The organism is Achromobacter pulmonis, from assembly GCF_902859765.1.
GTDB lineage: Bacteria > Pseudomonadota > Gammaproteobacteria > Burkholderiales > Burkholderiaceae_B > Achromobacter > Achromobacter pulmonis.
Window position 1 is genome coordinate 34843 of sequence record NZ_CADIJV010000019.1, and the last position, 23671, is coordinate 58513.

Annotated in this window: 21 protein-coding genes; 20 read left to right on the forward strand and 1 reads right to left on the reverse strand. The window is 65.4% G+C overall.

Going from position 1 to position 23671, the window contains the following annotated elements; translation table 11 throughout:
* Positions 1 to 222: 222 nt before the first annotated feature.
* The 5 genes from HV701_RS16365 to HV701_RS16385 all read left to right on the forward strand — a co-directional run bounded on the left by HV701_RS16365 (position 223) and on the right by HV701_RS16385 (position 4587).
* Entirely contained in the window at positions 223 to 897 is a 675-nt protein-coding gene (locus tag HV701_RS16365) for a helix-turn-helix domain-containing protein (RefSeq protein ID WP_175134094.1), read from the forward strand.
* Between the two features lie 92 nt (positions 898 to 989).
* Positions 990 to 1745, forward strand: coding sequence for an ABC transporter substrate-binding protein (locus HV701_RS16370; RefSeq protein WP_175134095.1), 756 nt, complete (start codon positions 990 to 992; stop codon positions 1743 to 1745).
* Between the two features lie 161 nt (positions 1746 to 1906).
* Complete coding sequence (locus HV701_RS16375) at positions 1907 to 2560, forward strand: amino acid ABC transporter permease (RefSeq protein ID WP_175134096.1); 654 nt, start codon at positions 1907 to 1909, stop codon at positions 2558 to 2560.
* A complete protein-coding gene (locus tag HV701_RS16380) occupies positions 2557 to 3288 on the forward strand; it encodes an amino acid ABC transporter ATP-binding protein (protein WP_175134097.1) in 732 nt (243 codons plus the stop codon). Before HV701_RS16375 ends, HV701_RS16380 begins: the two co-directional genes overlap by 4 nt.
* Positions 3289 to 3297: 9 nt before the next feature.
* Positions 3298 to 4587 (forward strand): NAD(P)/FAD-dependent oxidoreductase, encoded by a 1290-nt coding sequence (locus HV701_RS16385; RefSeq protein ID WP_175134098.1) that lies wholly within the window; start codon positions 3298 to 3300, stop codon positions 4585 to 4587.
* Positions 4588 to 4684: 97 nt separating this feature from the next.
* Here the strand turns inward: HV701_RS16385 and HV701_RS16390 are convergent, their stop codons facing one another.
* Positions 4685 to 7591: a valine--tRNA ligase gene (locus HV701_RS16390; RefSeq protein WP_175134099.1), complete on the reverse strand. Its 2907-nt coding sequence runs from the start codon at positions 7589 to 7591 to the stop codon at positions 4685 to 4687.
* A 427-nt stretch (positions 7592 to 8018) separates the two neighbouring features.
* On the opposite strand from HV701_RS16390, the gene ndk reads away from it, so the two are divergent.
* The 15 genes from ndk to HV701_RS16465 all read left to right on the forward strand — a co-directional run bounded on the left by ndk (position 8019) and on the right by HV701_RS16465 (position 23608).
* Positions 8019 to 8444 carry a nucleoside-diphosphate kinase gene (gene ndk, locus HV701_RS16395; protein WP_175134100.1) on the forward strand — a complete coding sequence of 142 codons (426 nt, stop codon included), beginning with the start codon at positions 8019 to 8021 and terminating at the stop codon, positions 8442 to 8444.
* A 41-nt stretch (positions 8445 to 8485) separates the two neighbouring features.
* The gene (rlmN, locus tag HV701_RS16400; RefSeq protein ID WP_175134101.1) at positions 8486 to 9640 is read left to right on the forward strand and encodes a dual-specificity RNA methyltransferase RlmN; all 1155 of its coding nucleotides are present in this window, start codon (positions 8486 to 8488) and stop codon (positions 9638 to 9640) included.
* Positions 9637 to 10137, forward strand: a complete 501-nt coding sequence (locus HV701_RS16405; RefSeq protein ID WP_175134102.1) for a helix-turn-helix domain-containing protein — start codon at positions 9637 to 9639, stop codon at positions 10135 to 10137. The genes rlmN and HV701_RS16405 overlap by 4 nt, the downstream gene beginning before the upstream one ends.
* 6 nt (positions 10138 to 10143) lie before the next feature.
* Complete coding sequence (ispG, locus tag HV701_RS16410) at positions 10144 to 11439, forward strand: flavodoxin-dependent (E)-4-hydroxy-3-methylbut-2-enyl-diphosphate synthase (RefSeq protein WP_420867820.1); 1296 nt, start codon at positions 10144 to 10146, stop codon at positions 11437 to 11439.
* A 54-nt stretch (positions 11440 to 11493) separates the two neighbouring features.
* Positions 11494 to 12780 (forward strand): histidine--tRNA ligase, encoded by a 1287-nt coding sequence (gene hisS, locus HV701_RS16415; RefSeq protein ID WP_175134104.1) that lies wholly within the window; start codon positions 11494 to 11496, stop codon positions 12778 to 12780.
* A gap of 1 nt (position 12781) precedes the next feature.
* A complete protein-coding gene (locus tag HV701_RS16420) occupies positions 12782 to 13420 on the forward strand; it encodes a YfgM family protein (RefSeq protein ID WP_175134105.1) in 639 nt (212 codons plus the stop codon).
* Positions 13421 to 13425: 5 nt separating this feature from the next.
* The gene (bamB, locus tag HV701_RS16425; RefSeq protein ID WP_175134106.1) at positions 13426 to 14583 is read left to right on the forward strand and encodes an outer membrane protein assembly factor BamB; all 1158 of its coding nucleotides are present in this window, start codon (positions 13426 to 13428) and stop codon (positions 14581 to 14583) included.
* Between the two features lie 25 nt (positions 14584 to 14608).
* A complete protein-coding gene (der, locus tag HV701_RS16430; protein ID WP_175134107.1) occupies positions 14609 to 15961 on the forward strand; it encodes a ribosome biogenesis GTPase Der in 1353 nt (450 codons plus the stop codon).
* 3 nt (positions 15962 to 15964) lie between these two features.
* Positions 15965 to 17032, forward strand: a complete 1068-nt coding sequence (gene hisC, locus HV701_RS16435) for a histidinol-phosphate transaminase (protein WP_175134108.1) — start codon at positions 15965 to 15967, stop codon at positions 17030 to 17032.
* A gap of 161 nt (positions 17033 to 17193) precedes the next feature.
* Positions 17194 to 17430: an RNA chaperone Hfq gene (hfq, locus tag HV701_RS16440; protein ID WP_006218585.1), complete on the forward strand. Its 237-nt coding sequence runs from the start codon at positions 17194 to 17196 to the stop codon at positions 17428 to 17430.
* Positions 17431 to 17514: 84 nt separating this feature from the next.
* Positions 17515 to 18621 carry a GTPase HflX gene (hflX, locus tag HV701_RS16445; protein WP_175134109.1) on the forward strand — a complete coding sequence of 369 codons (1107 nt, stop codon included), beginning with the start codon at positions 17515 to 17517 and terminating at the stop codon, positions 18619 to 18621.
* Positions 18587 to 19888 (forward strand): FtsH protease activity modulator HflK, encoded by a 1302-nt coding sequence (hflK, locus tag HV701_RS16450; RefSeq protein ID WP_175134110.1) that lies wholly within the window; start codon positions 18587 to 18589, stop codon positions 19886 to 19888. Before hflX ends, hflK begins: the two co-directional genes overlap by 35 nt.
* An 18-nt stretch (positions 19889 to 19906) precedes the next feature.
* Complete coding sequence (hflC, locus tag HV701_RS16455; RefSeq protein WP_175134111.1) at positions 19907 to 20809, forward strand: protease modulator HflC; 903 nt, start codon at positions 19907 to 19909, stop codon at positions 20807 to 20809.
* A 269-nt stretch (positions 20810 to 21078) separates the two neighbouring features.
* Positions 21079 to 22236 (forward strand): ATP phosphoribosyltransferase regulatory subunit, encoded by a 1158-nt coding sequence (locus tag HV701_RS16460; RefSeq protein ID WP_175134112.1) that lies wholly within the window; start codon positions 21079 to 21081, stop codon positions 22234 to 22236.
* A 76-nt stretch (positions 22237 to 22312) separates the two neighbouring features.
* Positions 22313 to 23608: an adenylosuccinate synthase gene (locus tag HV701_RS16465; RefSeq protein ID WP_054417791.1), complete on the forward strand. Its 1296-nt coding sequence runs from the start codon at positions 22313 to 22315 to the stop codon at positions 23606 to 23608.
* Positions 23609 to 23671: the final 63 nt, after the last annotated feature.

Genomic DNA, 23671 nt, shown 5'->3' on the forward strand with positions numbered 1-23671 from the left:
CAGGGCGGTCCGCGCGCCGCTTCCTCTCTCATTCCCTTTTTGTATTGCGCCATCGCACCCGCGCGCGGCCGGGCGCGGGCATCGCCGTCGGCATCCGGGATTGGCCTTGCGCAAATTCCGGCTGCCGCGGTCGTCCAGCCTGCTGCCCTAGGGATGCTCCTAGGTTGTGGTGTCCCGTCCAGCTCCTTAGTATTGAAAATTATATAAAAATGAAATTTTCACATGAGCCAATCTTCTTTCGTTGCGCGTGACGATGCGTCGCTGTCCAAGCCGGCGCTGGCGGCGGGTCGCCCCGAATCCGCGGTCGACATGTGGCTGGGCCAGCAATTGCGCCAGTTGCGCAAGCAGCATGGCCGCTCGCTGGCGGATGTGGCGCAGGCCTGCGGCATGTCGGTGGGCTTGCTCAGCCAGATCGAGCGCGGCCTGAGTTCGGCTTCGGTCAAGATGCTGCACCAGCTGGCGCGCGAATTCGGTGTTTCGGTCAATACGTTGCTGCGCAATGCCGAACACACCGAAGTCGAGGATGGCGGTCGCGTTGCACGTGCCGGCACGCATCGCTACATCGATCTGCGCGAGAAGGGCATCGTCAAGGAGATGTACACGCCGCCGGCCTGCCGCAGCATGGATCTTTGCCGCGCCACTATCGAGCCAGGCGGCTCCACCGGCAACGAACTGTTCGTGACCGGGCAAGGCGAGCAGATCGGGGTGGTGGTCAAAGGAGCGCTCGAATTATGGGTGGGCGACCGTGTCGTGCTGCTCAACGAGGGGGACAGCTTCTGTTATGCCAGCAGCACGCCGCGTCGCTGGCGCAATCCCGGGTCGCAGGTGACCGAGGTCATCTGGGCCATCTCGAATATCAATCAGACCGCGGGGGATGGGGTGCAACCGCCGTCGTGAACGCGCGGACGGTAGAGCGGCGCGATGACGCAGGGCAATCATCCGCCTTCCGGGCCGGACCCGGGTTTTTTTCGCCAAAATGAGGAAATGTCATGAAATTCAAGACTCTGGTTGTCTCTGTATTCGCAGCGTTGTCCACGGCTACGGCCGCGCAGGCCCAAACGGTATTGAAGGTCGGGTCCACGCCAACCGGCAGTCCGTTCACCTTTCTGGACACCAAGACCAACTCCATCGAGGGGGTGATGGTCGATATCATCAAGGCGGTCGGCAAGGAGGCCGGTTTCGGGGTGCAGATCGAACCCATGGCGTTTTCCGCCCTGATCGGTTCGCTGACCTCCAAGCGCATCGACATCGTCTCGGCCGCCATGTTCATTACGCCCCAGCGCCAGCAGGTGGTGAGTTTTTCCGAGCCGGTCTACCGCTATGGCGAGGGCCTGATGGTGCTCAAGAGCGACAACAAGGAATACAAGTCTTTCGCCGACATGAAAGGCATGACGGTGGGCGTGCAGGTGGGTACTGCCTTCGTCGAGCCGATCCAGAAGAGCGGCATGTTCAAGGAAGTGAAGCTCTATGACAACCCGCCGGACATGATGCGCGACGCCAATGCCGGCCGCATCCAGGGCGGTTTCATGGACTATCCCATTGCCGCCTATATCCTGACTCAGGGCAACTATCCCAACCTGAAGATGGCGCAGTCCTACCAGCCTACCGTCATGGGCAGCCTGGGGCTGGCCACGCGCAAGGACGATACCGCCTTGCTCGAACGCATCAACAAGGCGCTGGCCAAGTTGAAGGCCGATGGCGAAATTGACCGGATCCTCAAGAAATGGGGGCTGGGCGCCAGCTGATGCGTGGCGGCCGGCGCCGCCCGGTTCGGCGGCCGGCAGACTTGTGGGGCGGCGCGTCCGTCCCGGCCGCGCCGTGCGCGGCGGCTTGATGAGTGCGCCTCGCCGCATGCGGGTGGGGCATTTTCCTGTGTCAACCGGTCCTGGCCGGGATGGATGGAGTCATGACGGAATTCTTCAAAGACGCGGCGGAGTACCTGCCGATATTGCTGGAGGGCGCCAAGCTCACCATCCTGGTGACGCTGGGCTCGCTGGTGTTGTCCACCGTGCTGGGGCTGGTGTGGGCACTGATGCGCGTGTCCGGCAACAAGTACCTGTCCAAATTCAGCGCGGGCGTGATCAATCTGCTGCGCGGCATTCCGATCATCGTATTGCTCTTCTACATCTACTTCGTGATGCCGGACATGGGCATCGCGCTGACGGCGCTGCAGGCCGCCATCATCGGCCTGGGCATCGCCTACTCGGCCTACCAGGCCGAGAATTTTCGCGCCGGCATCGAAGCCATCGACCGCGGCCAGATCGAGGCGGCCATGGCGATGGGCATGAGCTGGAGCATGACCATGCGCCGCGTGGTGCTGCCGCAGGCCGTCAAGATCGTGCTGCCGCCCTACGGCAACATCATGATCATGATGCTGAAGGATTCGTCGCAGGCCTCCACCATCACGGTGGCCGAGTTGGCATTGCAGGGCAAGCTGATCGCGGTGTCCACCTTCAAGAATGCCACCGTGTTCTCGCTGGTGGCGCTGATGTACCTGGTGATGTGCGTGCCGCTGATCCTGCTGGTGCGGCATCTGGAAAAAAGGAGTGCCGCCAAATGATCGAACTCAAAGGCGTGCGCAAGAGCTTCGGCTCGCTGGAGGTGCTCAAGGGCATCGACGCCGAGGTCCGCAAAGGCGAGGTGGTATGCGTGATCGGGCCTTCCGATTCGGGCAAATCCACCATTCTGCGTTGCATCAACGGCTTGGAGCGCTACAACGCCGGGCTCATCACCGTGGATGGCGAACGGGTGGATTGCGACGCGCCGTCCATCGTTTCCATCCGCACGCAGGTGGCGATGGTGTTCCAGCGCTTCAATCTCTTTCCCCATCGCACCGCGCTGGAAAATGTGGTGGAAGGGCCGATCTATGTGAAGGGCGAGCCGCGCGCGCGGGCGCTCGAGCACGGCCGCGAACTGCTGGCCAGCGTCGGCCTGGCGGACAAGGCCGATGCGCACCCGCCGCAATTGTCCGGCGGCCAGCAGCAACGCGTGGCCATTGCGCGGGCGCTGGCCATGCAGCCCAAGGCGATCCTGTTCGATGAGCCGACCTCGGCGCTCGATCCGGAATTGGTGGGCGACGTGCTGGGCGTGATGCGCAAACTGGCCGAAGCCGGCATGACCATGGTCGTCGTGACGCACGAGATGAGCTTCGCGCGCGAGGTGGCCGATCGCGTCATGTTCTTCGATGGCGGCGTGATGGTGGAGCAGGGCGCCGCCCGTGAAGTGCTGAATCATCCGCAGCACCCGCGCACGCAGGATTTCCTGCGCCGCGTGCTGCATCCCATGTAAGGAACCATCATGTCGCAGACGCCGTTTCCGCTTGCTCCTTCGCTCTGGGCCGCCACCGCGGCGCCGCCGCCGGACACGCAGCCGCTGGCGCAGTCCGCGCAGGCCGACGTGTTGGTGGTGGGGGGCGGTTACGCCGGCCTGAGCACGGCGCTGCACCTGGCCGAGCAAGGCGTGCGCGTGGCGCTGCTGGAGGCGCGCGAGATCGGCTTTGGCGGTTCCGGGCGCAATGGCGGCCAGGTGATTCCGGGCCTCAAGTACGATCCCGATGCGCTGGTTTCGATGTTTGGCGCCGAGCGCGGCGAACGGCTGGTGCGTTTTGCCGGCGCGACCGCCGACGCGGTTTTCAACCTGATCGAGCGGCATGCGATGGACGTGCCGCACGTGCGCCGTGGCTGGATCCAGGGGGCGCATAACCCGGCGGCGCTGAAGCTGGCGCATGCCCGCGCCGCGCAATGGGCGCGTCACGGCGCCGATGCCCAGCCCCTGGACAAGGCCGAGGTGACGCGCCTGATCGGCACCGACCGCTATCTGGGGGGATGGGTCGACCGGCGCGCGGGCGCGGTGCAGCCGCTGAGCTATGCGCGCGGGCTGGCGCGCGCCGCCTTGAATGCCGGCGCCGTGATCCATACGGATACCCCTGTCACCCGGCTCCAGCGCGAGGGCGGCAAGTGGGTTGCCACCACCGCGGGCGGGGCCCGCGTGACGGCCGAGCGCGTGGTGATGTGCACCAATGCCTACGGCGCCGACCTGCTGCCCGGCCTGAAGCCTTCGATCATCGACGCCAATACCTTCCAGGTGGCCACCCCGCCGTTGCCCGAGCGCGTGCGCGCGGGCATTTTCCCGGAGGGCCACGTCACATCCGACACCCGCAACCTGCTGCTGTATTTCCGTCTCGACCACCAGGGCCGCCTGCTGATGGGCGGGCGCGGGCCGTTCCGCGAGCCCCGCGGCGCGCAGGACTGGGCCCATCTCGAAAGAGTGATGGTGAAGATGTTCCCGCAAGTGGCCGGCACGCCGTTCGAATACCGCTGGTGCGGGCGGGTCGCCATTACCCGCGACTACCTGCCGCACCTGCATGAACCGCAGCCCGGCCTGTTAGTGGATATTGGCTGCCAGGGCCGCGGCGTGGGGTTGCAGACCAGCATGGGGCGCGCGATGGCGCAATACCTGGTCAGCGGCGATCCCAAGGCGTTGCCGGTGCCCTTGTCGCCAATAAAGCCGTTTCCGCTTTATGGCTTGCGCCGGCTGTATGTCAATGCCGTGGTGACGTGGTACCGCATGACCGACGGCGGCGTCTAGCCCGCCACGGCGTGGCGTAAAAAAGCCCCGGACAGGGGCCGGGGCGCCGGGAGGGGGGGCAGGCCGCGGGTCATTGCCCGCCAGGCCTGGCGCGTCTTCAGTTGCCCAGCTTGCCGCGCTGTTCGCGCACCTTCTGCAGCGTCTCGCCGAATTGCGCCAGACGGGCCTTTTCCTGTTCGACCACGGCGGCCGGGGCGCGCTCGACGAAGCTGGCATTGGACAGCTTGCCGTTGGCCTTGGCGATCTCGCCTTCGAGGCGCGCGATTTCCTTGTTCAGGCGCACGCGCTCGGCGGCAACGTCGATCTCGACATGCAGCATCAGGCGGCTGGCGCCGACCACCTGCACCGGCGCGCCGGCGTCGGGCAGGACGTCCAGCACGTCGACCTGGCTGAGCTTGGCCAGCGCCGCCAGGTAGGGGGCGTTGCGCGTCAGCGTGGGCGCGTCGCCTTGGGCGCACAGCGGCACCTTCTGCGCCGGCGACAGGTTCATCTCGCCGCGCAGGGCGCGCACCGCTTCGACCTGGGCCTTGAGTTCGGCCACGTCGGCCTCGGCGGCGGCGTCCACGGCGGCCGGGTTGGCTTGCGGGTAAGGCTGCACGCTGACGCTGTCGGCCACGCCTTCCTGGCGTTTGCCGGCCACCACCGAGACCTTCTGCCACAGTTCTTCCGTGATGAACGGAATGATCGGGTGCGCCAGGCGCAGCACGCCTTCCAGCACGCGGATCAGCGTGCGGCGCGTGCCCAGTTGCTGGGCCGGCGTGCCGGTCTGGATCTGCACCTTGGCCAGTTCCAGGTACCAGTCGCAGTATTCGTCCCAGACGTAGCGGTACAACGCGTTGGCGACATTGTCGAAGCGGTAGTCGGCGAAGCCGCGCGCCACTTCGGCTTCCAGCGTCTGCAGCTGGCTGACGATCCAGCGGTCGACGAACGAGGTTTCGCCCGAGTCCGGACCGGTCAGGTCGTGGCCTTCGGTGTTCATCAGCACGAAACGGGTGGCGTTCCAGAGCTTGTTGCAGAAGTTGCGATAGCCCTCGCAGCGCTTCAGATCGAAGTTGATGTTGCGGCCCAGGGTCGCGTAGGCGGCCATGGTGAAGCGCAGCGCATCGGTGCCGAAGGCGGGGATGCCGTCCGGATACTGGCGGCGCGTCGCTTTCTCGATGGCGCCAGCCTGCTTGGGGTTCATCAGGCCGTAGGTGCGCTTGGCCACCAGGCCATCCAGGTCGATGCCGTCGATCAGGTCGACCGGATCGAGCGTGTTGCCCTTGGACTTGCTCATCTTCTGGCCGTCGGCGTCGCGGATCAGACCGTGCACGTAGACGTGCTTGAACGGGATCTGGCCGGTCAGATGCGTGGTCAGCATGACCATGCGCGCGACCCAGAAGAAGATGATGTCGAAACCGGTGACCAGCACGCTGGAGGGCAGGTAGCGTTCCAGGTCGGGCGTCTTGTCGGGCCAGCCGAGCGTGGTGAAAGGCACCAGGCCCGACGAGAACCAGGTGTCCAGCACGTCCGGGTCGCGCGTGAGACCGCCGGTGACGCCGGCGGCGCGGGCCTGCTGGATCGCTTCGGCCTCGTCGTGCGCGACGAACACCTGGCCGTCTTCCGAGTACCAGGCGGGAATCTGGTGGCCCCACCACAGCTGGCGCGAGATACACCAGTCCTGGATGTTGTTGAGCCACTGGTTGTAGATGGTGGTCCAGTTGTCCGGGTAGAACCGGATGCGGCCGTCTGCCACCACGTCCAGCGCCACCTCGGTGATGCTCTTGCCCGGGTTGAGCGTGCCTGCGGGGGCCGGCTTGCTCATGGCGACGAACCATTGGTCGGTCAGCATGGGTTCGAGCACGACGCCGGTGCGGTCGCCCTTGGGCTGCATCATCTTGTGCGGCTCGACCTTGACCAGGTAGCCCTCGGCTTCCAGTTGGGCGACCACGGCCTTGCGGGCCTCGTAGCGCTCCATGCCCTGGAACTGCTTGGGGCCGTTCTCGTTGATGTGCGCGTCGAGCGTGAAGATCACGATCAGCGGCAGGTCGTGGCGCATCGCGCAGGCATAGTCGTTGAAGTCGTGCGCGCCGGTGATCTTGACGCAACCGGTGCCGAATTCGGGATCGACGAAGTCATCCGCGATAATGGGGATGTTGCGGTCGCACAGCGGCAGCTCGACTTCCTTGCCGATCAGGTGCTTGTAACGCGGATCGTCGGGGTGTACGCACAGCGCGCCGTCGGCCAGCATGGTTTCGGGGCGGGTGGTGGCGATGGTCATGCCGCGCAGGGTGACCGTCTGGCCGTCCTTGTCGACGATGGTCTGCGGGCCGTCGACGAAGGGGTAGAGGATGTGCCACATGTGGCCGTCGGTCTCTTCCGACTGCACTTCCAGGTCGGACACGGCCGTCAGCAGCTTGGGGTCCCAGTTGACCAGGCGCTTGCCGCGGTAGATCAGGCCCTGTTTGTGCAGGCGCACGAAGGTCTCGACCACGCCGCGCGACATGCGCTCGTCCATGGTGAAGTACTCGCGCGGCCAGTCGGCCGAGGCGCCCAGGCGGCGCACCTGACCGGTGATGGCGTTGCCCGACTTTTCCTTCCATTCCCACACTTTTTCCACGAATTTCTCGCGGCCCAGGTCGTGGCGCGAAACCTTCTGGGCGTCGAGCTGTCTTTCAACCACGATCTGCGTGGCGATACCGGCGTGATCCGTCCCCGGGATGAAGACGGTATCGTTGCCCAGCATGCGGTGGTAGCGGATCAGGCCATCCATGATGGTCTGGTTGAACGCGTGGCCCATGTGCAGGGTGCCCGTCACGTTGGGCGGCGGGAACTGGATGACGTAGGGCTCAGCGGCGCCTTGGGTTCCCGTCCCTGTTTTTACGTGCGAGCCGGCGGCGAAGTACCCGCGCTTTTCCCACTCGGCGTACCAGCGGGATTCGAGTGCGGCGGGTTCGAAGCTCTTGGAGAGTTCCGGGGTGTCGGTCGCGGCGGGCGCGGCGTTCGGGGGAGCAGCTTGAGTCATTACAGGTTCCGGCAGACAGGGCGCCCGGTCGATGGAAACGGGCAAGCAAACCGCTCATTTTAAGATGTAATGCGGTCGTATCGGCGTGTTAGAATACCGGGTTACTGTAAACCTTTTAGAAGTCCCTGAATTCATTGGGATTTCGCCAAAAGTTCATTGAAAAAACGCTGAGGATTTCAGCACAATGAACCGAGCGAACATTCAATGCGGGATGCCTCCGAAGGGTCGGCAGTGTCGAATCCCCGCCTTGGCACAGGCGGCCGGGACGGCCCGGAAATGCCGCCGCGACGCAGCCGCTGTCGCGGCCCGGCAGGTCCGAGCCGCTTGCGCGCCCATGGCGCGATGCCGTCTGAAGGGTGACACCAACAGACGCAGGCCACGCCAGGCAATCATAGAAACCAGTCAGCAATCCGTTTTTGGAGTTCCCATGTCCGTCCAACGCACCCTCTCGATCATCAAGCCCGACGCCGTTGCCAAGAACGTCATCGGCCAGATCGTCGGCCGTTTCGAACAAGCCGGCCTGAAGGTCATCGCCGCCCGCCTGACGCAACTGTCGCGCACCGACGCCGAGCGTTTCTACGCCGTGCACAAAGAGCGCCCCTTCTTCAAGGATCTGGTCGATTTCATGGTCTCGGGCCCCGTGTTCGTGCAAGTGCTGGAAGGTGAAGACGCCATCCAGAAGAACCGCGACCTGATGGGCGCCACCGATCCCAAGAAGGCCGCCCCGGGCACCATCCGCGCCGACTTCGCCGACAGCATCGACGCCAACGCCGTGCACGGCTCGGACGCGCCGGAAACGGCCGCCGTCGAAGTGGCTTTCTTCTTCCCCGAAATCAACATCCACAGCCGTTGATTTCCCGGAAATCGTTTTAGCGTCATAGCACTACCCAGGTCATGGAAACCGTCGAACGAATCAATCTGCTGGGGCTGGACGGCTCCGCCCTGTCCGAACTCGTCGGGCAGTGGGGCGGCAAGCCGTTTCGCGCCCGCCAGCTGCAGCGCTGGATGCACCAGCGCGGCGCCGATTCGTTCGACGCCATGACCGACCTGGCCCGCGATTTCCGCGGCCAACTGGCATCGCGCTGCGTCATCGAGGCGCTGCCCGTCAACACCGAGCAACGCTCGTCTGACGGCACCCGCAAGTGGCTGTTCGACGTGGGGCAGGGCAACGCCATCGAAACCGTCTTCATCCCCGAAGACGACCGCGGCACCCTGTGCATCTCCAGCCAGGCCGGCTGCGTGGTGAACTGCCGTTTCTGCTCGACCGGGCATCAGGGGTTCAACCGCAACCTCAAGACCAGCGAGATCATCGGCCAGCTGTGGTGGGCCAAGCGCGTGCTGGAAGCCGACATCGGCACCGCGCGCCTGGAAAGCGCCCGCGCCACCGAAGATACCCGGGTCATCAGCAATGTGGTCATGATGGGCATGGGCGAGCCCCTGCTCAACTACGACCAGGTGCTGCCGGCCCTGCGCCTGATGCTCGACGACAACGCCTACGGCCTGTCGCGCCGCCGCGTCACGGTGTCCACATCGGGCGTGGTGCCCATGATGGACCGCCTGTCGCAGGACTGTCCGGTGGCGCTGGCCGTGTCGCTGCATGCGCCCAACGACGCGCTGCGCGACGAGCTGGTGCCGTTGAACAAGAAATACCCGTTGAAGGAGTTGCTGGCCGCGTGCGAACGCTACCTGGCCTTCGCGCCGCGCGACTTCATCACGTTTGAATATTGCATGCTGGACGGTATCAACGATACCGATCAGCATGCCAAGGAACTGATAAACATTGCCCGCCAGATCCGCTGCAAGCTCAATCTGATCCCGTTCAATCCCTTCCCCGCGTCCGGTCTGAAGCGTTCGCCTTCGGCCCGCGTCAAGGTGTTCGCCCAGCGCCTGATGGACGCCGGCATCATCACGACGGTGCGCAAGACCCGGGGGGACGATATCGATGCCGCTTGTGGCCAGTTGGCCGGAGAAGTGCGCGACCGTACCCGGATCACCGAGCGGAACGCCGCGCAGCGCCAGACCATACCAATTAGACAGGTGCATGCATGACGCAGGATATCGCTTCTGCAGTTTCAGAGACACCCGCGAGCGCGGGTGGCTCGGGCAATGTGGGCTCGGCGCTGCGCGCGCTGCGCCAATCCAAGGGCTGGTCGCTCGACGAAGTGTCCAGCCGTATCAAGTTTTCGGCCAAGCAGATCGAGGCCCTCGAAAATGAACAGTGGGCCGATCTTCCCACCGGCGTTTCGCTGCGCGGCCTGATCCGCAACTACGCCCGCATGCTGGGCGCCGATTCGCAGGCCATCGTCGATTCGCTCGACCCCAAGGCCCGGGTCACCGGACCGGTCAAGCTGAGTCCGGGCGCGTTGCATTCGGCGCATTCCATTCCCCAGTCCAGCGCTGACGACGATCGCGCGTCGTCGGCGTCGTGGGGCTGGCTGATCGCCATCGTGCTGGTGCTTGCCGCCGGCGTTGCCTACGCCTTCTGGCAGGGCTGGCTGCCGCAGCAGTGGTTGGCGTTCGACTGGCTTCCCAAGCTGTCCAAGTAAATACCGATTCGACCGATGCAAGAATCCTCTCTGCCTTGCCAGGATGTGCCGCCGCCCGCCGTGGGCGCGGCGCCGCGTCGCGCCACGCGTTCGGTGGCGGTCAAGTGGGGCGACCGAATCGTCCGCATCGGGGGCGACGCGCCGGTGGTGGTGCAGTCCATGACCAACACCGACACCGCCGATGCCATCGCCACGGCGATCCAGGTCAAGGAGCTGGCGTTGGCCGGTTCCGAGATGGTGCGCATCACCGTCAATACGCCCGAGGCGGCCAGGGAGGTCGCGGCGATCCGCGAGCAGCTCGATCGCATGGGGGTGGATGTGCCGCTGGTGGGCGACTTCCACTACAACGGCCACAAGCTGCTGACGCAATTCCCGGAATGCGCGCAGGCGCTGTCCAAATACCGCATCAATCCCGGCAACATGGGCGGCGGCAAGCGTCGTGACGACAATTTCGCCCAGATGATCGAGGTGGCCTGCCGCTACGACAAGCCGGTGCGCATCGGCGTGAACTGGGGCAGCCTGGACCACGAGCTGATGGCGCGCAAGATGGACGAAAACAGCCGCCGCGCCCAGCCCTGGGAGGCCCAGGCGGTCATGCGCGACGCGCTGGTGGTGTCCGCCATCAGCAACGCCCAGCGCGCCGAGGAACTCGGCCTGCGCCGCGACGCCATCATCCTGTCGTGCAAGGTCAGCCACGTGCAGGACCTGATCGCGGTCTACCGCGACCTCTCGGCGCGGTGCGACTACCCGCTGCACCTGGGCCTGACCGAGGCCGGCATGGGCAGCAAGGGTATCGTGGCCTCGACCGCCGCGCTGGCCGTGCTGCTGCAGCAGGGCATCGGCGACACCATCCGTATTTCGCTGACGCCGGAACCCGGTGGCGACCGTGGCCGCGAAGCTGTTGTGGCGCAGGAAATCCTGCAGACCATGGGCCTGCGCGCGTTCACGCCCATGGTGGTGGCCTGCCCCGGTTGCGGCCGCACCAGCAGCACGTTCTTCCAGGAACTGGCCGACAGCATCCAGTCCTACCTGCGCCGGCAGATGCCGGTGTGGCGCGCCCAATACCCCGGCGTCGAAAGCATGAACGTCGCGGTCATGGGCTGTGTGGTCAACGGGCCTGGCGAAAGCCGCCACGCGGACATCGGCATCAGCCTGCCGGGCACCGGCGAGGTGCCGGCCGCGCCGGTGTTCGTCGACGGCGAGCGCACGGTCACCCTGAAGGGCGATCGTATCGCCGAGGAATTCCAGGCCATCGTTGAAGACTATGTGGCGCGTCGCTATGGCGCGCTCGCCTCTCATTAAAGAAAGGGTGTGGCCGCAGGCGCGCTTGCCAGCGCGCGGGGCGGCATGATCAAGATGACTCAAGCTTTCCAGAAAGTCGCCGCCATCCGCGGCATGAATGACCTGCTGCCGGGGCCGAGCGCCCGTTGGGAGCAATTCGAGGAAATCGTGCGCGGCTGGCTGCGCGGCTACGGCTATCGCAATGTGCGTACGCCCGTGCTTGAGCATACGCGCCTGTTCACGCGCGGCATCGGCGAAGTGACCGACATCGTCGAAAAAGAGATGTACACGTTCACCGATGCGCTCAACGGCGAATCGCTGACCATGCGGCCCGAGATGACCGCCGGCATCGTGCGCGCCTCGATCGAGCACAACCTGCTGTACGACCGTCCGCAGCGCGTCTACTCGATCGGCCCGGTGTTCCGCCATGAGCGCCCGCAGCGCGGCCGCTACCGCCAGTTCCACCAGATCGACGTCGAGGCCCTGGGTTTTGCCGGCCCGGACGTTGATGCCGAACTGATCGTCATGCTGGCCCGCCTGTGGAAGCTGCTGGGCCTGACCGACGTGCGCCTGGAATTGAACTCGCTGGGCCAACCGGCCGAGCGCGCCGCGCACCGCGCCGCCCTGATCGCGCACCTGGAAAAGCACAGCGACATTCTGGACGAAGACGGCAAGCGCCGCCTTTACACCAATCCGCTGCGCGTGCTGGACACCAAGAACCCCGCCATGCAGGAAATGGCCGACAGCGCTCCGCGCCTGTTCGATTTCCTGGGCGAGGAATCGCGCGCCCACTTCGAGGGCGTGTGCCAGCGCCTGACCGACGCCGGCATCGAATACCGGCTCAACCCGCGCCTGGTGCGCGGGCTGGACTACTACAACCTGACCGTCTTCGAATGGGTCACCGACCGCCTCGGCTCCCAGGGCACGGTGTGCGGTGGCGGCCGCTACGACGGCCTGATCGAGCTGCTGGGCGGCAAGCCTGCGCCGGCGGTCGGCTTCGCGATTGGCATGGAGCGCCTGCTGGACCTGTGGGAACAGAGCGTGCAGATCGACGCCCCGGCCGAGTGCGACGTCTACGTGGTGCATCAGGGCGAGGACGCGCAGCGCCTTGCCGCCCGGGTGGGCGAAGACCTGCGCGACGCCGGCCTGTCGGTGGTGGTGCATGCCGGCGCCGCCAGCTTCAAGTCCCAATTCAAGCGCGCCGATGCCAGCGGAGCCCGGGTTGCGGTTATCCTTGGCGCCGATGAAGTGGCCGCGCAGACCGCCAGCATCAAGTTCCTGCGTGCCGACGCCCAAGGCGAAGCCGCGCAGCAGCAAGTCCCGTTGGCGGGCTTGGCCGACGTATTGAATCTCAAGGGTTAGCATGGCATACGATCTGGAAGAACAGGAACAACTCGACGCGATCAAGGCGTGGTGGGCCCGCTACGGCACCCTGGTCATGGTGCTGGTGGCCGCGGTGGCGCTGGCCTGGGGCGGTTGGTGGGGCGCCAAGGCCTACCAGGCGCACAAGGCCAACCAGGCCATGGGCTACTTCGAGGCGCTCGAAGATGCGGCCCGCCTGGGCGGCGCCGATTCGGCCGTGCGCATCAAGGCTGCCGCTGCAACGCTGCGTGACCAATACGGCTCGACCGGCTACGCCGCGCGCGGTGCGCTGGTGGCGGCGCAGGCGCTGCAGGCCCAGAATGACATCGACGGCGCGCGCCAGCAGCTTGAATGGCTGGCCGGCCAATCCAAGAATCCCTCGATGCAGGCGGTGGCGCGGTTGCGCCTGGCGGGCCTGCTGCTCGACCAGAAGCAGTACGATGCCGCCCTGGGGCAGCTGAACAACGCGCCGGCCGCGTTTGCCGCCTTGTTCGCCGATCGCCGCGGCGATATCCTCGCGGCGCAAGGCAAGCGCGAGGAAGCGCGTGCCGCATGGCAAAGCGCCATCGATGGCCTGGGCACGGCGAATCCGCTGACCCAGGTGGTGCAATTGAAACTGGATGCCCTGAGCGGAGCGTGACTGGAATGCGTAAATTTGCCTTTGGCCGCGCCTGGCGCGGCGCGGTGTGCCTGACGGGCATGCTGGCCCTGGGCGGCTGCGGCCTGTTTTCCCACGACGATGGCCGTTACGACCCCGCTCCCCTGACCGAATACAAGGCGGGCATGTCGGTGCGCCAGGTCTGGTCGACCTCCATCGGCAGCGGTTCCGGCCTGGGCTTCGTGCCCACGGTGCTGGGCAACGCGGTCTACGCCGCCACGCCCGACGGCTCGGTCGGCAAGTTCGACCTGCAAAGCGGCCGCCCCATCTGGAAATCGCAGGCGGGCGTGAAGCTGACCGCGGGAGCCGGCAGTGACGGCACCACCACCGCCGTGGCCTCGCCCGATGGCGACGTGGTCGCCTTCGACGACAGCGGCAAGGTCAAGTGGAAAGTGCGCGCCACCAGCGACGTCAACATCCCGCCGGTGGTGGGCTATGGCATCGTCGTGGTCCGCAGTGGCGACTACCGTATTCAGGCCTTCGACGCCAACAATGGCGAACGGCTCTGGAGCGTGCAGCGTCCCGGCCCGGCGCTGGCTCTGCGCAGCACCGCCCAGATGGTGCTGGCCGAAGGCCTGGTCATCACCGGCCTGCCCGGCGGCAAGATGCTGGCCATCGCCTCCGACAGCGGCAACGTGCAATGGGAAGGCACCGTGGCCACCCCGCGCGGCGCCAGCGACCTGGAGCGCCTGACCGACGTGGTGGGCGCGCCGCGCATCGCCGGCAACCTGCTTTGCGCCGTGGCCTACCAAGGGCGTATCGTATGCTTTGACGTCACGGCCGGCGGCCGTCCTATCTGGGCCAAGGACTTCTCCAGCGTCAGCGGCATGACCCTGGACCAGCGCTTTGCCTATTCGGCCGACCAGAACAGCGTGGTCAACGCCTTCGCGCTCGACAACGGCGGCAACGTCTGGAAGCAGGCGGCGCTGAAGAACCGCCAGCTCACCGCGCCGGCCCTGTTGGGCGGCGCGCTCGCGGTCGGCGACCTGGACGGCTACGTGCATTTCCTGTCGCGCAGTGACGGCAGCCTGATGGCGCGCCTGTCCGTCGGGGGCGGCGCCATCGTGTCGCCGCCGCAGACGACGTCCCAAGGTGTGCTGGTCCAGACGGGCAATGGCAATCTCGTCCTGATCGGCACCAACTAAACTCTTAAGAACAAAGCCTTACACCGTGTCTTTCAAGCCTGTCGTTGCCCTGGTCGGCCGTCCCAATGTGGGGAAGTCGACCCTTTTCAACCGCCTGACGCGATCGCGCGCCGCGCTGGTGGCCGATTTTTCCGGCCTGACCCGCGATCGCCATTACGGCGAGGGCAGGGTGGGCGAGATCCCGTTCATCGTCATCGACACGGGCGGTTTCGAGCCGGTTGCCAAGGACGGCATCCTGCTGGAAATGGCGCGCCAGACGCGCCAGGCCATCGCCGAGGCCGACGTCGTCGTGTTCCTGGTGGATGCGCGCGCTGGTCTCAATGCGCATGACCACGAAATCGCCACGCTGCTGCGCAAATCGGGCCAGCAGCGCGTGCTGCTGGCGGTGAACAAGGCCGAAGGCATGGCGGCCGGCACATCCATCGCCGAGTTCCACGAGCTGGGCCTGGGGCAACCCTATCCCATCTCGGCGGCGCATGGTGACGGCATCGTCGACCTGATCGAGCTCGCACTGCAGGACCTGGCCGAACCGCCGGCCGAGGAAGAGCCGGTCGAAGAGGGCGAGCACGACCACCGCATCAAGCTGGCCATCGTGGGGCGTCCGAACGTCGGCAAGTCCACGCTGATCAACACGCTGATGGGCGAAGAGCGGGTGATCGCGTTCGACATGCCCGGCACCACCCGCGATGCCATCGAAATCGATTTCGAGCGCGACGGCCGTCGCTACACGTTGATCGACACCGCCGGCCTGCGCAAGCGCGGCAAGGTGTTCGAGGCGGTCGAGAAGTTCTCGGTCATCAAGACGCTGCAGGCCATCGAGGCCAGCAACGTGGTGCTGCTGATGCTGGACGCGCAGACCGAGATCTCCGAACAGGACGCCCACATCGCGGGCTTCGTGCTGGAGACCGGACGCGCCGTGGTCGTGGCCATCAACAAGTGGGACGGCCTGGACGGCGAGGAAAAGGAACGCATCGAGCGCGAATTCATGCGTAAGCTGCGCTTCCTGTCTTTCGCTCGCGTGCACACCATTTCGGCGCTGCGCGGGCAGGGCATCAAGCCGTTGCTCAAGTCGGTCAACGCGGCCCATGCCGCCGCCTTCGCCAAGCTGTCCACGCCCAAGCTGACGCGCGAGTTGCAGGCCGCCGTCGAGCAGCAGCCGCCGCCGCGCAAGGGCATTTTCCGTCCCAAGATGCGTTATGCGCACCAGGGCGGCCAGAATCCCCCGCTGGTGGTGATCCACGGCAACGCGCTGGACGCGGTGCCCGATTCGTATCGCCGCTACCTGGAAACCCGTTTCCGCAATGCTTTCGATCTGGCCGGCACGCCGCTGCGGATCGAATTCAAGTCTTCGCACAACCCCTACGCGCAGGAAAGCTGATCCATGAGCCGTTTCTGGAGTCCCGTGGTCGGGACGCTCAGTCCGTATGTCCCGGGCGAGCAGCCCAAGCTTCAGAACCTCATCAAGCTGAACACCAACGAGCATCCCCATGGACCGTCGCCCAAGGTGCTCGAGGCGATCCGTGCGGCGTGCGACGATACCCTCAAGCTCTATCCCGATCCGTCGTCCGACCGCCTGCGTCAGGCGGTGGCGACGGCGGTGGGCGTGGCGCCGGCCAACGTCTTCGTCGGCAATGGCTCGGATGAAGTGCTGGCGCATGCCTTCCTGGCGCTGCTCAAGCACGAGCGCCCGCTGCGCTTTCCCGACATTACCTACAGCTTCTACCCCGTCTACTGCGGCCTGTACGGCATCGACTACCAGACCCTGCCGCTGACCGATGATTTCCGCATCGACGTCGAAGACTATCTGCCGGGCCGTCATGGTCAGGCTGGCGCCATCATCTTCCCCAATCCGAACGCGCCCACCGGCCGCGCGCTGACGCTGGCCGAAGTCGAGCGCATAGTGGCGGGCAACCCGGACTGCGTGGTGGTGGTGGACGAGGCCTATGTCGATTTCGGCGCTGAATCGGCCATCCCGCTGACGGCGCGGTACGACAACCTGCTGGTGATCCAGACGTTGTCCAAGTCGCGTTCGCTGGCCGGTCTGCGGGTCGGTTTCGCGGTGGGCGGCCCGGAACTGATCGATGGCCTGGAGCGGGTCAAGAACAGCTTCAATTCCTATCCTGTGGATCGCCTGGCCTCGGCCGGCGCGGTGGCCGCGCTCGAGGACGTCGAGTACTTCGAGCAGACGCGCCAGGCGGTGATCCAGACCCGCGCGCGCATGACGGCCGGGCTGCAGGCGCTGGGCTTCGAGGTGCTGCCGTCCAGCGCCAATTTCGTGTTCGCCCGGCACGCTTCGCGCGATGCCGCCGAACTGGCGGCCGGTCTGCGTGAACGCAGCATCATCGTGCGCCATTTCCGCCAGCCGCGCATAGATCAGTTCCTGCGTATTACAGTGGGCACGGATGCACAGTGCGAATTGCTTCTGGAGGCGCTCGCGCAGGTCATCTGAACCGCGGCTGAAGGGCTTTTCCGGCGGAAAACTCTGGTGTCAACTTTTGCATCCGACACAAGTGGCACGGGCCGGGAAAACCCTGTAGAGTACATATTTCGGCGTGCCCCACCTGTGAAAAGCGCGTCATCACTCAATAACAAACAAATGGAGCCTGGCCAATGAGCAATAAAGGGCAAACTCTGCAAGATCCGTTCCTGAACACGCTGCGCAAGGATCATGTGCCCGTGTCGATCTACCTCGTGAACGGCATCAAGCTTCAAGGGCAAATCGAATCTTTCGACCAATACGTGGTGCTGCTGCGTAACACGGTCACGCAAATGGTCTACAAGCACGCCATTTCCACCGTTGTTCCCGCCCGCGCCGTAAATTTCCAGGTGGAAGTCCCTGCTGAATAATCTCGCTCCCGCAGTACCTTTTATTGCCCGCCAGACGGTTGACGTCGGCGGGCATTTTCGCTTTGGCTCCAAAATGGTGCATGTATGCGCGCACTGATCATCAGCGTGGATCTGGGTGATCCCGATTTCGCCGCCCATGCCGAGGAATTCGCCATGCTGGCCAAGGGCGCCGGCGCGGAAATCGTCGGCACGCTCACCGCTCGCCGCGACCGTCCCGATGCCAAGTTCTTCATCGGTTCCGGCAAGGCCGACGAAGGCGTGGCCATGGCCCAGGCATTGCTGGCCGACATTGTGTTGTTCGATCAGCCGCTTTCCCCAGCGCAGCAGCGCAACCTTGAGCGCGCCTTCAATTTGCGCGTGGTGGACCGCGTTGCGCTCATTCTCGATATTTTCGCGCTGCGCGCCAAAAGCCACGAAGGCAAGCTGCAGGTCGAACTGGCGCAGTTGCAGCACCTTGCCACGCGCCTGACCCGCATGTGGAGCCACCTGGAGCGGCAGCGCGGCGGTATCGGCATGCGCGGCCCGGGGGAATCGCAGCTGGAAATGGACCGCCGCATGATCGGCGCCAAGGTCAAGACGCTGCGCGAGCGCCTGGACCGGGTCGAGCGCCAGCGCGTCACGCAGCGGCGCGCCCGCGCGCGCGGCGGCGCCTTGTCGGTGTCGCTGGTGGGGTACACCAACGCCGGCAAGTCGACTCTGTTCAATGCCCTGACCCGGGCCGACACTTACGCCGCCGACCAGTTGTTCGCCACGCTCGATACGACCACGCGCCGTATCTGGATCGAAGGCGCAGGCAATGTGGTGGTATCCGATACCGTGGGCTTCATTCGTGACTTGCCCCACGATCTGATCGCCGCGTTTCGCGCCACGCTCGAAGAAACCGTGCACGCGGACCTGCTGCTGCACGTGGTCGATGCCGCCAGCCCGCAGCGCGACGAGCAGATATTCGAGGTCAACAAGGTCCTGGCCGAAATCGGTGCCGCCGCGATTCCCACCATTCTGGTATATAACAAGATCGACCGCGCTGGCCTGGAACCCCGGGCGGAGCGTGACGCCCATGGTACGATTGCGCGAGTATTTGTAAGCGCCACGGAGCGCGCCGGTTTGGACGCGTTGCGCGGGGCAATTGCGGAGACCGGACAGATTGTGGGAAACAATGCCGCGAATTATCAAACTCTTCAATCTGAATGACCCCGGCTGGGGTCGTGGAAACAACAATGGCTCCGAGCCGCCCAAGCGACCCCAGGGCAACGGAGACGGTCCGCCCGACCTCGACGAGGTCTGGCGCGATTTCAATAATCGCATCGGATCGTTGTTCGGTCGCAAGGGCGGGGGCGGCAATAACCGCCCCGGTGGCAATCGCGGTGGCATGACGCCGCCGTCGCCGCGTGGCGCGCGCATCGGGCTGGGGGTGATCGCCCTGGTCGCGGTCGGCATCTGGGCGGCCAGCGGTTTCTACATCGTCCAGGAAGGCCAAGTCGCCGTCGTCACGCAGTTCGGCAAATACAAGAGCACATCGCAAGCCGGCTTCCAGTGGCGCCTGCCGTACCCCATCCAGAACCATGAAATCGTCAACGTGTCGCAACTGCGCACGTTCGAGGTCGGTTTCCGCGGCGGCGCCCGCAACAAGGTGCTGCCCGAGGCGTTGATGCTCACGACGGACGAGAACATCGTCGACATGCAGTTCGTCGTGCAGTACCGCCTGCGTGCCGATGGCGCGCCCGACTATCTCTTCATGACCCGCGACCCGGACGACTCCGTGCGCCAGGCGTCCGAAACCGCCATGCGCGAAGTGGTCGGCAAGCAGTCCATGGACTTCGTGCTGTACGAAGGCCGTACCACGGTCGCCAGCGAGGTCCAGGCGCTGATGCAGCAGATCCTCGACCGATACCAGACCGGTGTGCAGGTCAGTACCGTCGCCATCCAGAACGTGCAGCCGCCGGAACAGGTGCAGGCCGCGTTCGACGACGCCGTCAAGGCGGGCCAGGATCGCGAACGCCAGATCAACGAAGGCCAGGCCTATGCCAACCAGGTCGTGCCGCTGGCCAGTGGCCAGGCGTCGCGCATGCTGGAGCAGGCCGAGGGCTACCGCGCCAAGGTGACCGGCGACGCGCAGGGTAATACCGCGCGCTTCACCAGCATCCTGGCCGAGTACGAAAAGGCGCCGCAGGTCATGCGCCAGCGCATGTACCTCGAAAGCATGCAGGACATCTTCACGCGCGCCAGCAAGGTCATGGTCGACACCAAGAGCAACAACAACATGTTGTATCTGCCCTTGGACAAGATCATGCATCTGGCCGCCCAGGATGCCGGCAAGTCCACGGTGGGCAACCCGGGATCGCCTGCATTGGTCAGTCCGCCGCTCCAGGCGCCGCTGCGAGGCAGCGCGGCGCCGGTTCCGCAACCCTCCGGCAGCAGCAATAGCAACTCGCTGCCCCGCGACCGTACGTCGCGCTAACCCGGAGGATTTCTGATCATGCAACGTCTTATGCCCATCCTGGTTGGCCTGCTCATCGTGCTGGCCGCCCTGTCTTCCTGCGTATTCGTGGTGCGCGAGCGCGACTACGCCCTGGTGTTCTCGCTCGGTGAGGTACGCAAGGTCATCAGCGAGCCCGGCCTGTACTTCAAGGCGCCGCCGCCGTTCCAGAACGTGGTGACGCTGGACAAGCGCATCCTGACCATCGAAACCAACGAGGCCGAGCGCATCCAGACTTCCGAAAAGAAGAACCTGCTGATCGACTCGTACGTCAAATGGCGCATCGCCGATCCGCGCCTGTACTACGTGACCTTCGGTGGCAACGAGCGCGCCGCGCAAGAGCGCCTGCAGGCGCAGATCCGCGACGCCCTGAACGCCTCGGTCAACGTGCGCACGGTGCGCGAAGTGGTGTCGACCGAACGCGACAAGATCATGGCCGAAATTCTGACCAACGTCGCCAAGCGCGCCGAGCCGTTGGGCGTGCAGATCGTCGATGTGCGCCTGCGCCGCATCGAGTTCGCGCCCGAGATCTCGGAGTCGGTCTATCGTCGTATGGAGGCCGAGCGTACCCGCGTCGCCAACGAGCTGCGTTCCATCGGCGCCGCCGAGGGCGAGAAGATCCGCGCCGAAGCTGACCGCCAGCGTGAAGTCATCGTGGCCCAGGCTTACGCCAAGGCCCAGACCATCATGGGCGAAGGTGATGCCGCGGCCGCCGCGATCTACTCGCAGGCCTACGGCAAGAATCCGCAGTTCTACACGTACTACAAGAGCCTGGAAGCCTACCGCGCTTCGTTCTCGAAGCCGGGCGACGTGCTGGTGGTCGACCCCAGCTCCAGCTTCTTCCAGTTCCTGAAGGACCCGGCGGGCCAGGCCCTGGCGCCGGTCACCGTGCCGGCCAAATAAAGGCGGTCACGCACCGATGGCCCCTTGGTTTCCCAAGGGGCTTTTTTCTGTCCGGCACCGGCGCCGGGCCAAGCCGGCTCCGGCTTCGGGGCAATGGGGGACGGCTTGGCGCCACGGGACACCCCGACTGGCGCCGCGGGCTGAACCATGTACAATACCGCGTAAGCTAGAAAACATTCCGCAGCGACTGAGCGGGCTTACGCCCCCTCAGTCGCTTTTTCGTTTGGGCGACGCCCACGCATCTCTAGGCGTTATTCAGGTAAACATTCATGGGTAACTGGTTGCTGCCCGAGAGCCTTGCCGACGTACTTCCGGCAGAGGCCCGGCGCATCGAGGAATTGCGCCGCGAACTTCTCGATCTGTACCGTACTTACGGCTTCGAGCTGGTCGCGCCACCCCTGGTCGAGTACATCGATTCATTGCTGTCCGGTACCGGCAGCGATCTGGATCTGCGCACCTGCAAGCTGGTCGACCAGTTGTCGGGCCGCACGTTGGGCGTACGCGCCGATATGACTCCCCAGGTCACGCGCATCGATGCGCACTTGTTGAACCGCGCTGGCGTGACGCGCCTGTGCTATTGCGGCAACGTGCTGCACGCGCGCCCGGCGGATCTGCTGTCGAGCCGCGAGTTGCTGCAGATCGGCGCCGAAATCTACGGCCATGCGGGTTTCGAGGCCGACCTCGAAATCGTGCAGTTGGTACTGGAAACCGTGGCCATCGCCGGCGTGCGCAATCCGCGCCTGGTGCTGTGCCATCCGGGCGTGCTGCGGGCCATCGTCGAAGCCGATCCGGCCGCCGCCGAGGTGTCGCAGGACGTCATCCGGCTGATGCGCGAGAAAGACGTGCCTGGCCTGACCGAGTTGGCCGCGCGTACCCCTGGCATGCGCGCCGAGACGCTGAAGGCGCTGCAATTGCTGCCCAAGCTCTATGGCGGTCCCGACGTGCTCAAGCGCGCTCGCCACGACCTGCCGCTGCTGCCGGGTGTGGTGGCGGCGCTGGACGCGCTGCAAGTGCTGGTCGATGGCATGCCCAACGTCGATATCGGTGTCGATCTGGCCGATGTCGATGGCTACGGTTATCACTCGGGCATCAAGTTCGCGCTGTACGCCGAAGGTTGGCGCGACGCGCTGGTGCGCGGCGGTCGCTACGACGACGTCAGCCTGGCCTTCGGGCGCGCGCGTCCGGCCACCGGTTTCAGTCTGGATTTACGCAAGCTGGCGGCGGGTCTGCCGCCGGCGGAACGGGCGCGTGCGGTTCGCGCGCCCTGGGGGCAGGCCCCCGCCCTGGCCGAGGCGGTGCGCCGCCTGCGCCGGTCAGGGGAAATCGTCGTTCAGGTATTGCCCGGTCACGAGCAGGATCAGGACGAATTCGTTTGCGATCGCGAGCTGGCGCTGCAGGATGGCGCCTGGACGGTCAGAACGCTTTGACTAACTCCCTCTCGGCAACGAGAGGGCCGCGGGGAGATTTCCGGATTTCCCGAGAAACTCGATATTGATTCGTAACATGAGCAAGAACGTAGTCGTAATCGGCACCCAGTGGGGTGACGAGGGCAAGGGCAAGATCGTTGACTGGCTGGCGGAATCCGTCCAGGGCGTGGTCCGCTTCCAGGGCGGCCACAACGCCGGCCATACGCTGTGGATCAATGGCAAGAAGACGATTCTTCGCCTGATCCCGTCCGGCATCATGCATCCCGGCGTCACCTGCTTCATCGGTAACGGCGTGGTGCTGTCGCCGGAGGCCTTGCTCAAGGAAATCGAAGAGCTCGAGGCCGCCGGCCTGGACGTGCGCTCGCGCCTGCGCATCTCCGAGATCTGCCCGCTGATCCTGCCGTACCACGTGGCCGTCGACAAGGCCCGCGAAGCGCGCAAGGGCGATGGCAAGATCGGCACCACCGGCCGCGGCATCGGTCCGGCCTACGAAGACAAGGTTGCCCGCCGCGCGCTGCGTGTGCAGGACCTGTTCAACCCCGCGCTGTTCGACGAGAAGCTCGCCGAAGTGCTGGATTACCACAACTTCGTGCTGACCCAGTACCTGGGCGCCGAAGCGGTGTCGGCCAACGAAGTGCGCGATCAGGCCATGGCGCTGGCGCCGGCCATCGCGCCGATGGTGGCGGACGTCTCCAGCACCCTGTTCGCCATGCAGCAGGAAGGTAAGCGCCTGCTCTTCGAAGGCGCGCAGGGCGCGCTGCTCGATGTCGACCACGGCACGTACCCGTTCGTCACCAGCAGCAATTGCGTCGCCGGCGCCGCCTCGGCTGGCGCGGGCGTTGGTCCGCAGTCGCTGGACTACGTCCTGGGCATCACCAAGGCCTACACCACGCGTGTCGGCTCGGGCCCGTTCCCGACGGAACTGGTCGACGAGATCGGCACCCGCCTGGCCACCATCGGCAAGGAATTCGGCTCGGTCACCGGCCGTCCGCGCCGCTGCGGCTGGTTCGATGGCGCCGCCCTCAAGCGTTCGGTGCGCCTGAACGGCATCACGGGCCTGTGCATCACCAAGCTGGACGTGCTCGACGGCCTGGAAACCATCCAGCTGGGCGTCGGCTATCGCGTCAACGGTGAATTCCGCGACGTGCTGCCGTACGGTGCGCACGCCGTGGCGCAAGCCCAGCCGGTGCTGGAAGAGCTGCCGGGCTGGAGCGAATCCACTGTCGGCATCACCGAGTACGACAAGCTGCCCGAGGCCGCCCGCCGCTACCTGGAGCGCGTGGCCGAAGTCTGCGGCGTGCCGATAGATCTGGTGTCCACCGGCCCCGACCGCAACGAAACCATTGTGCTGCGTCATCCCCTGAAGGGCTGACATCGGGTTATTATTCGCAAGGCCGCCGCCGGTCTCATACCGGCGGCGGCCTTTTCGTATTTT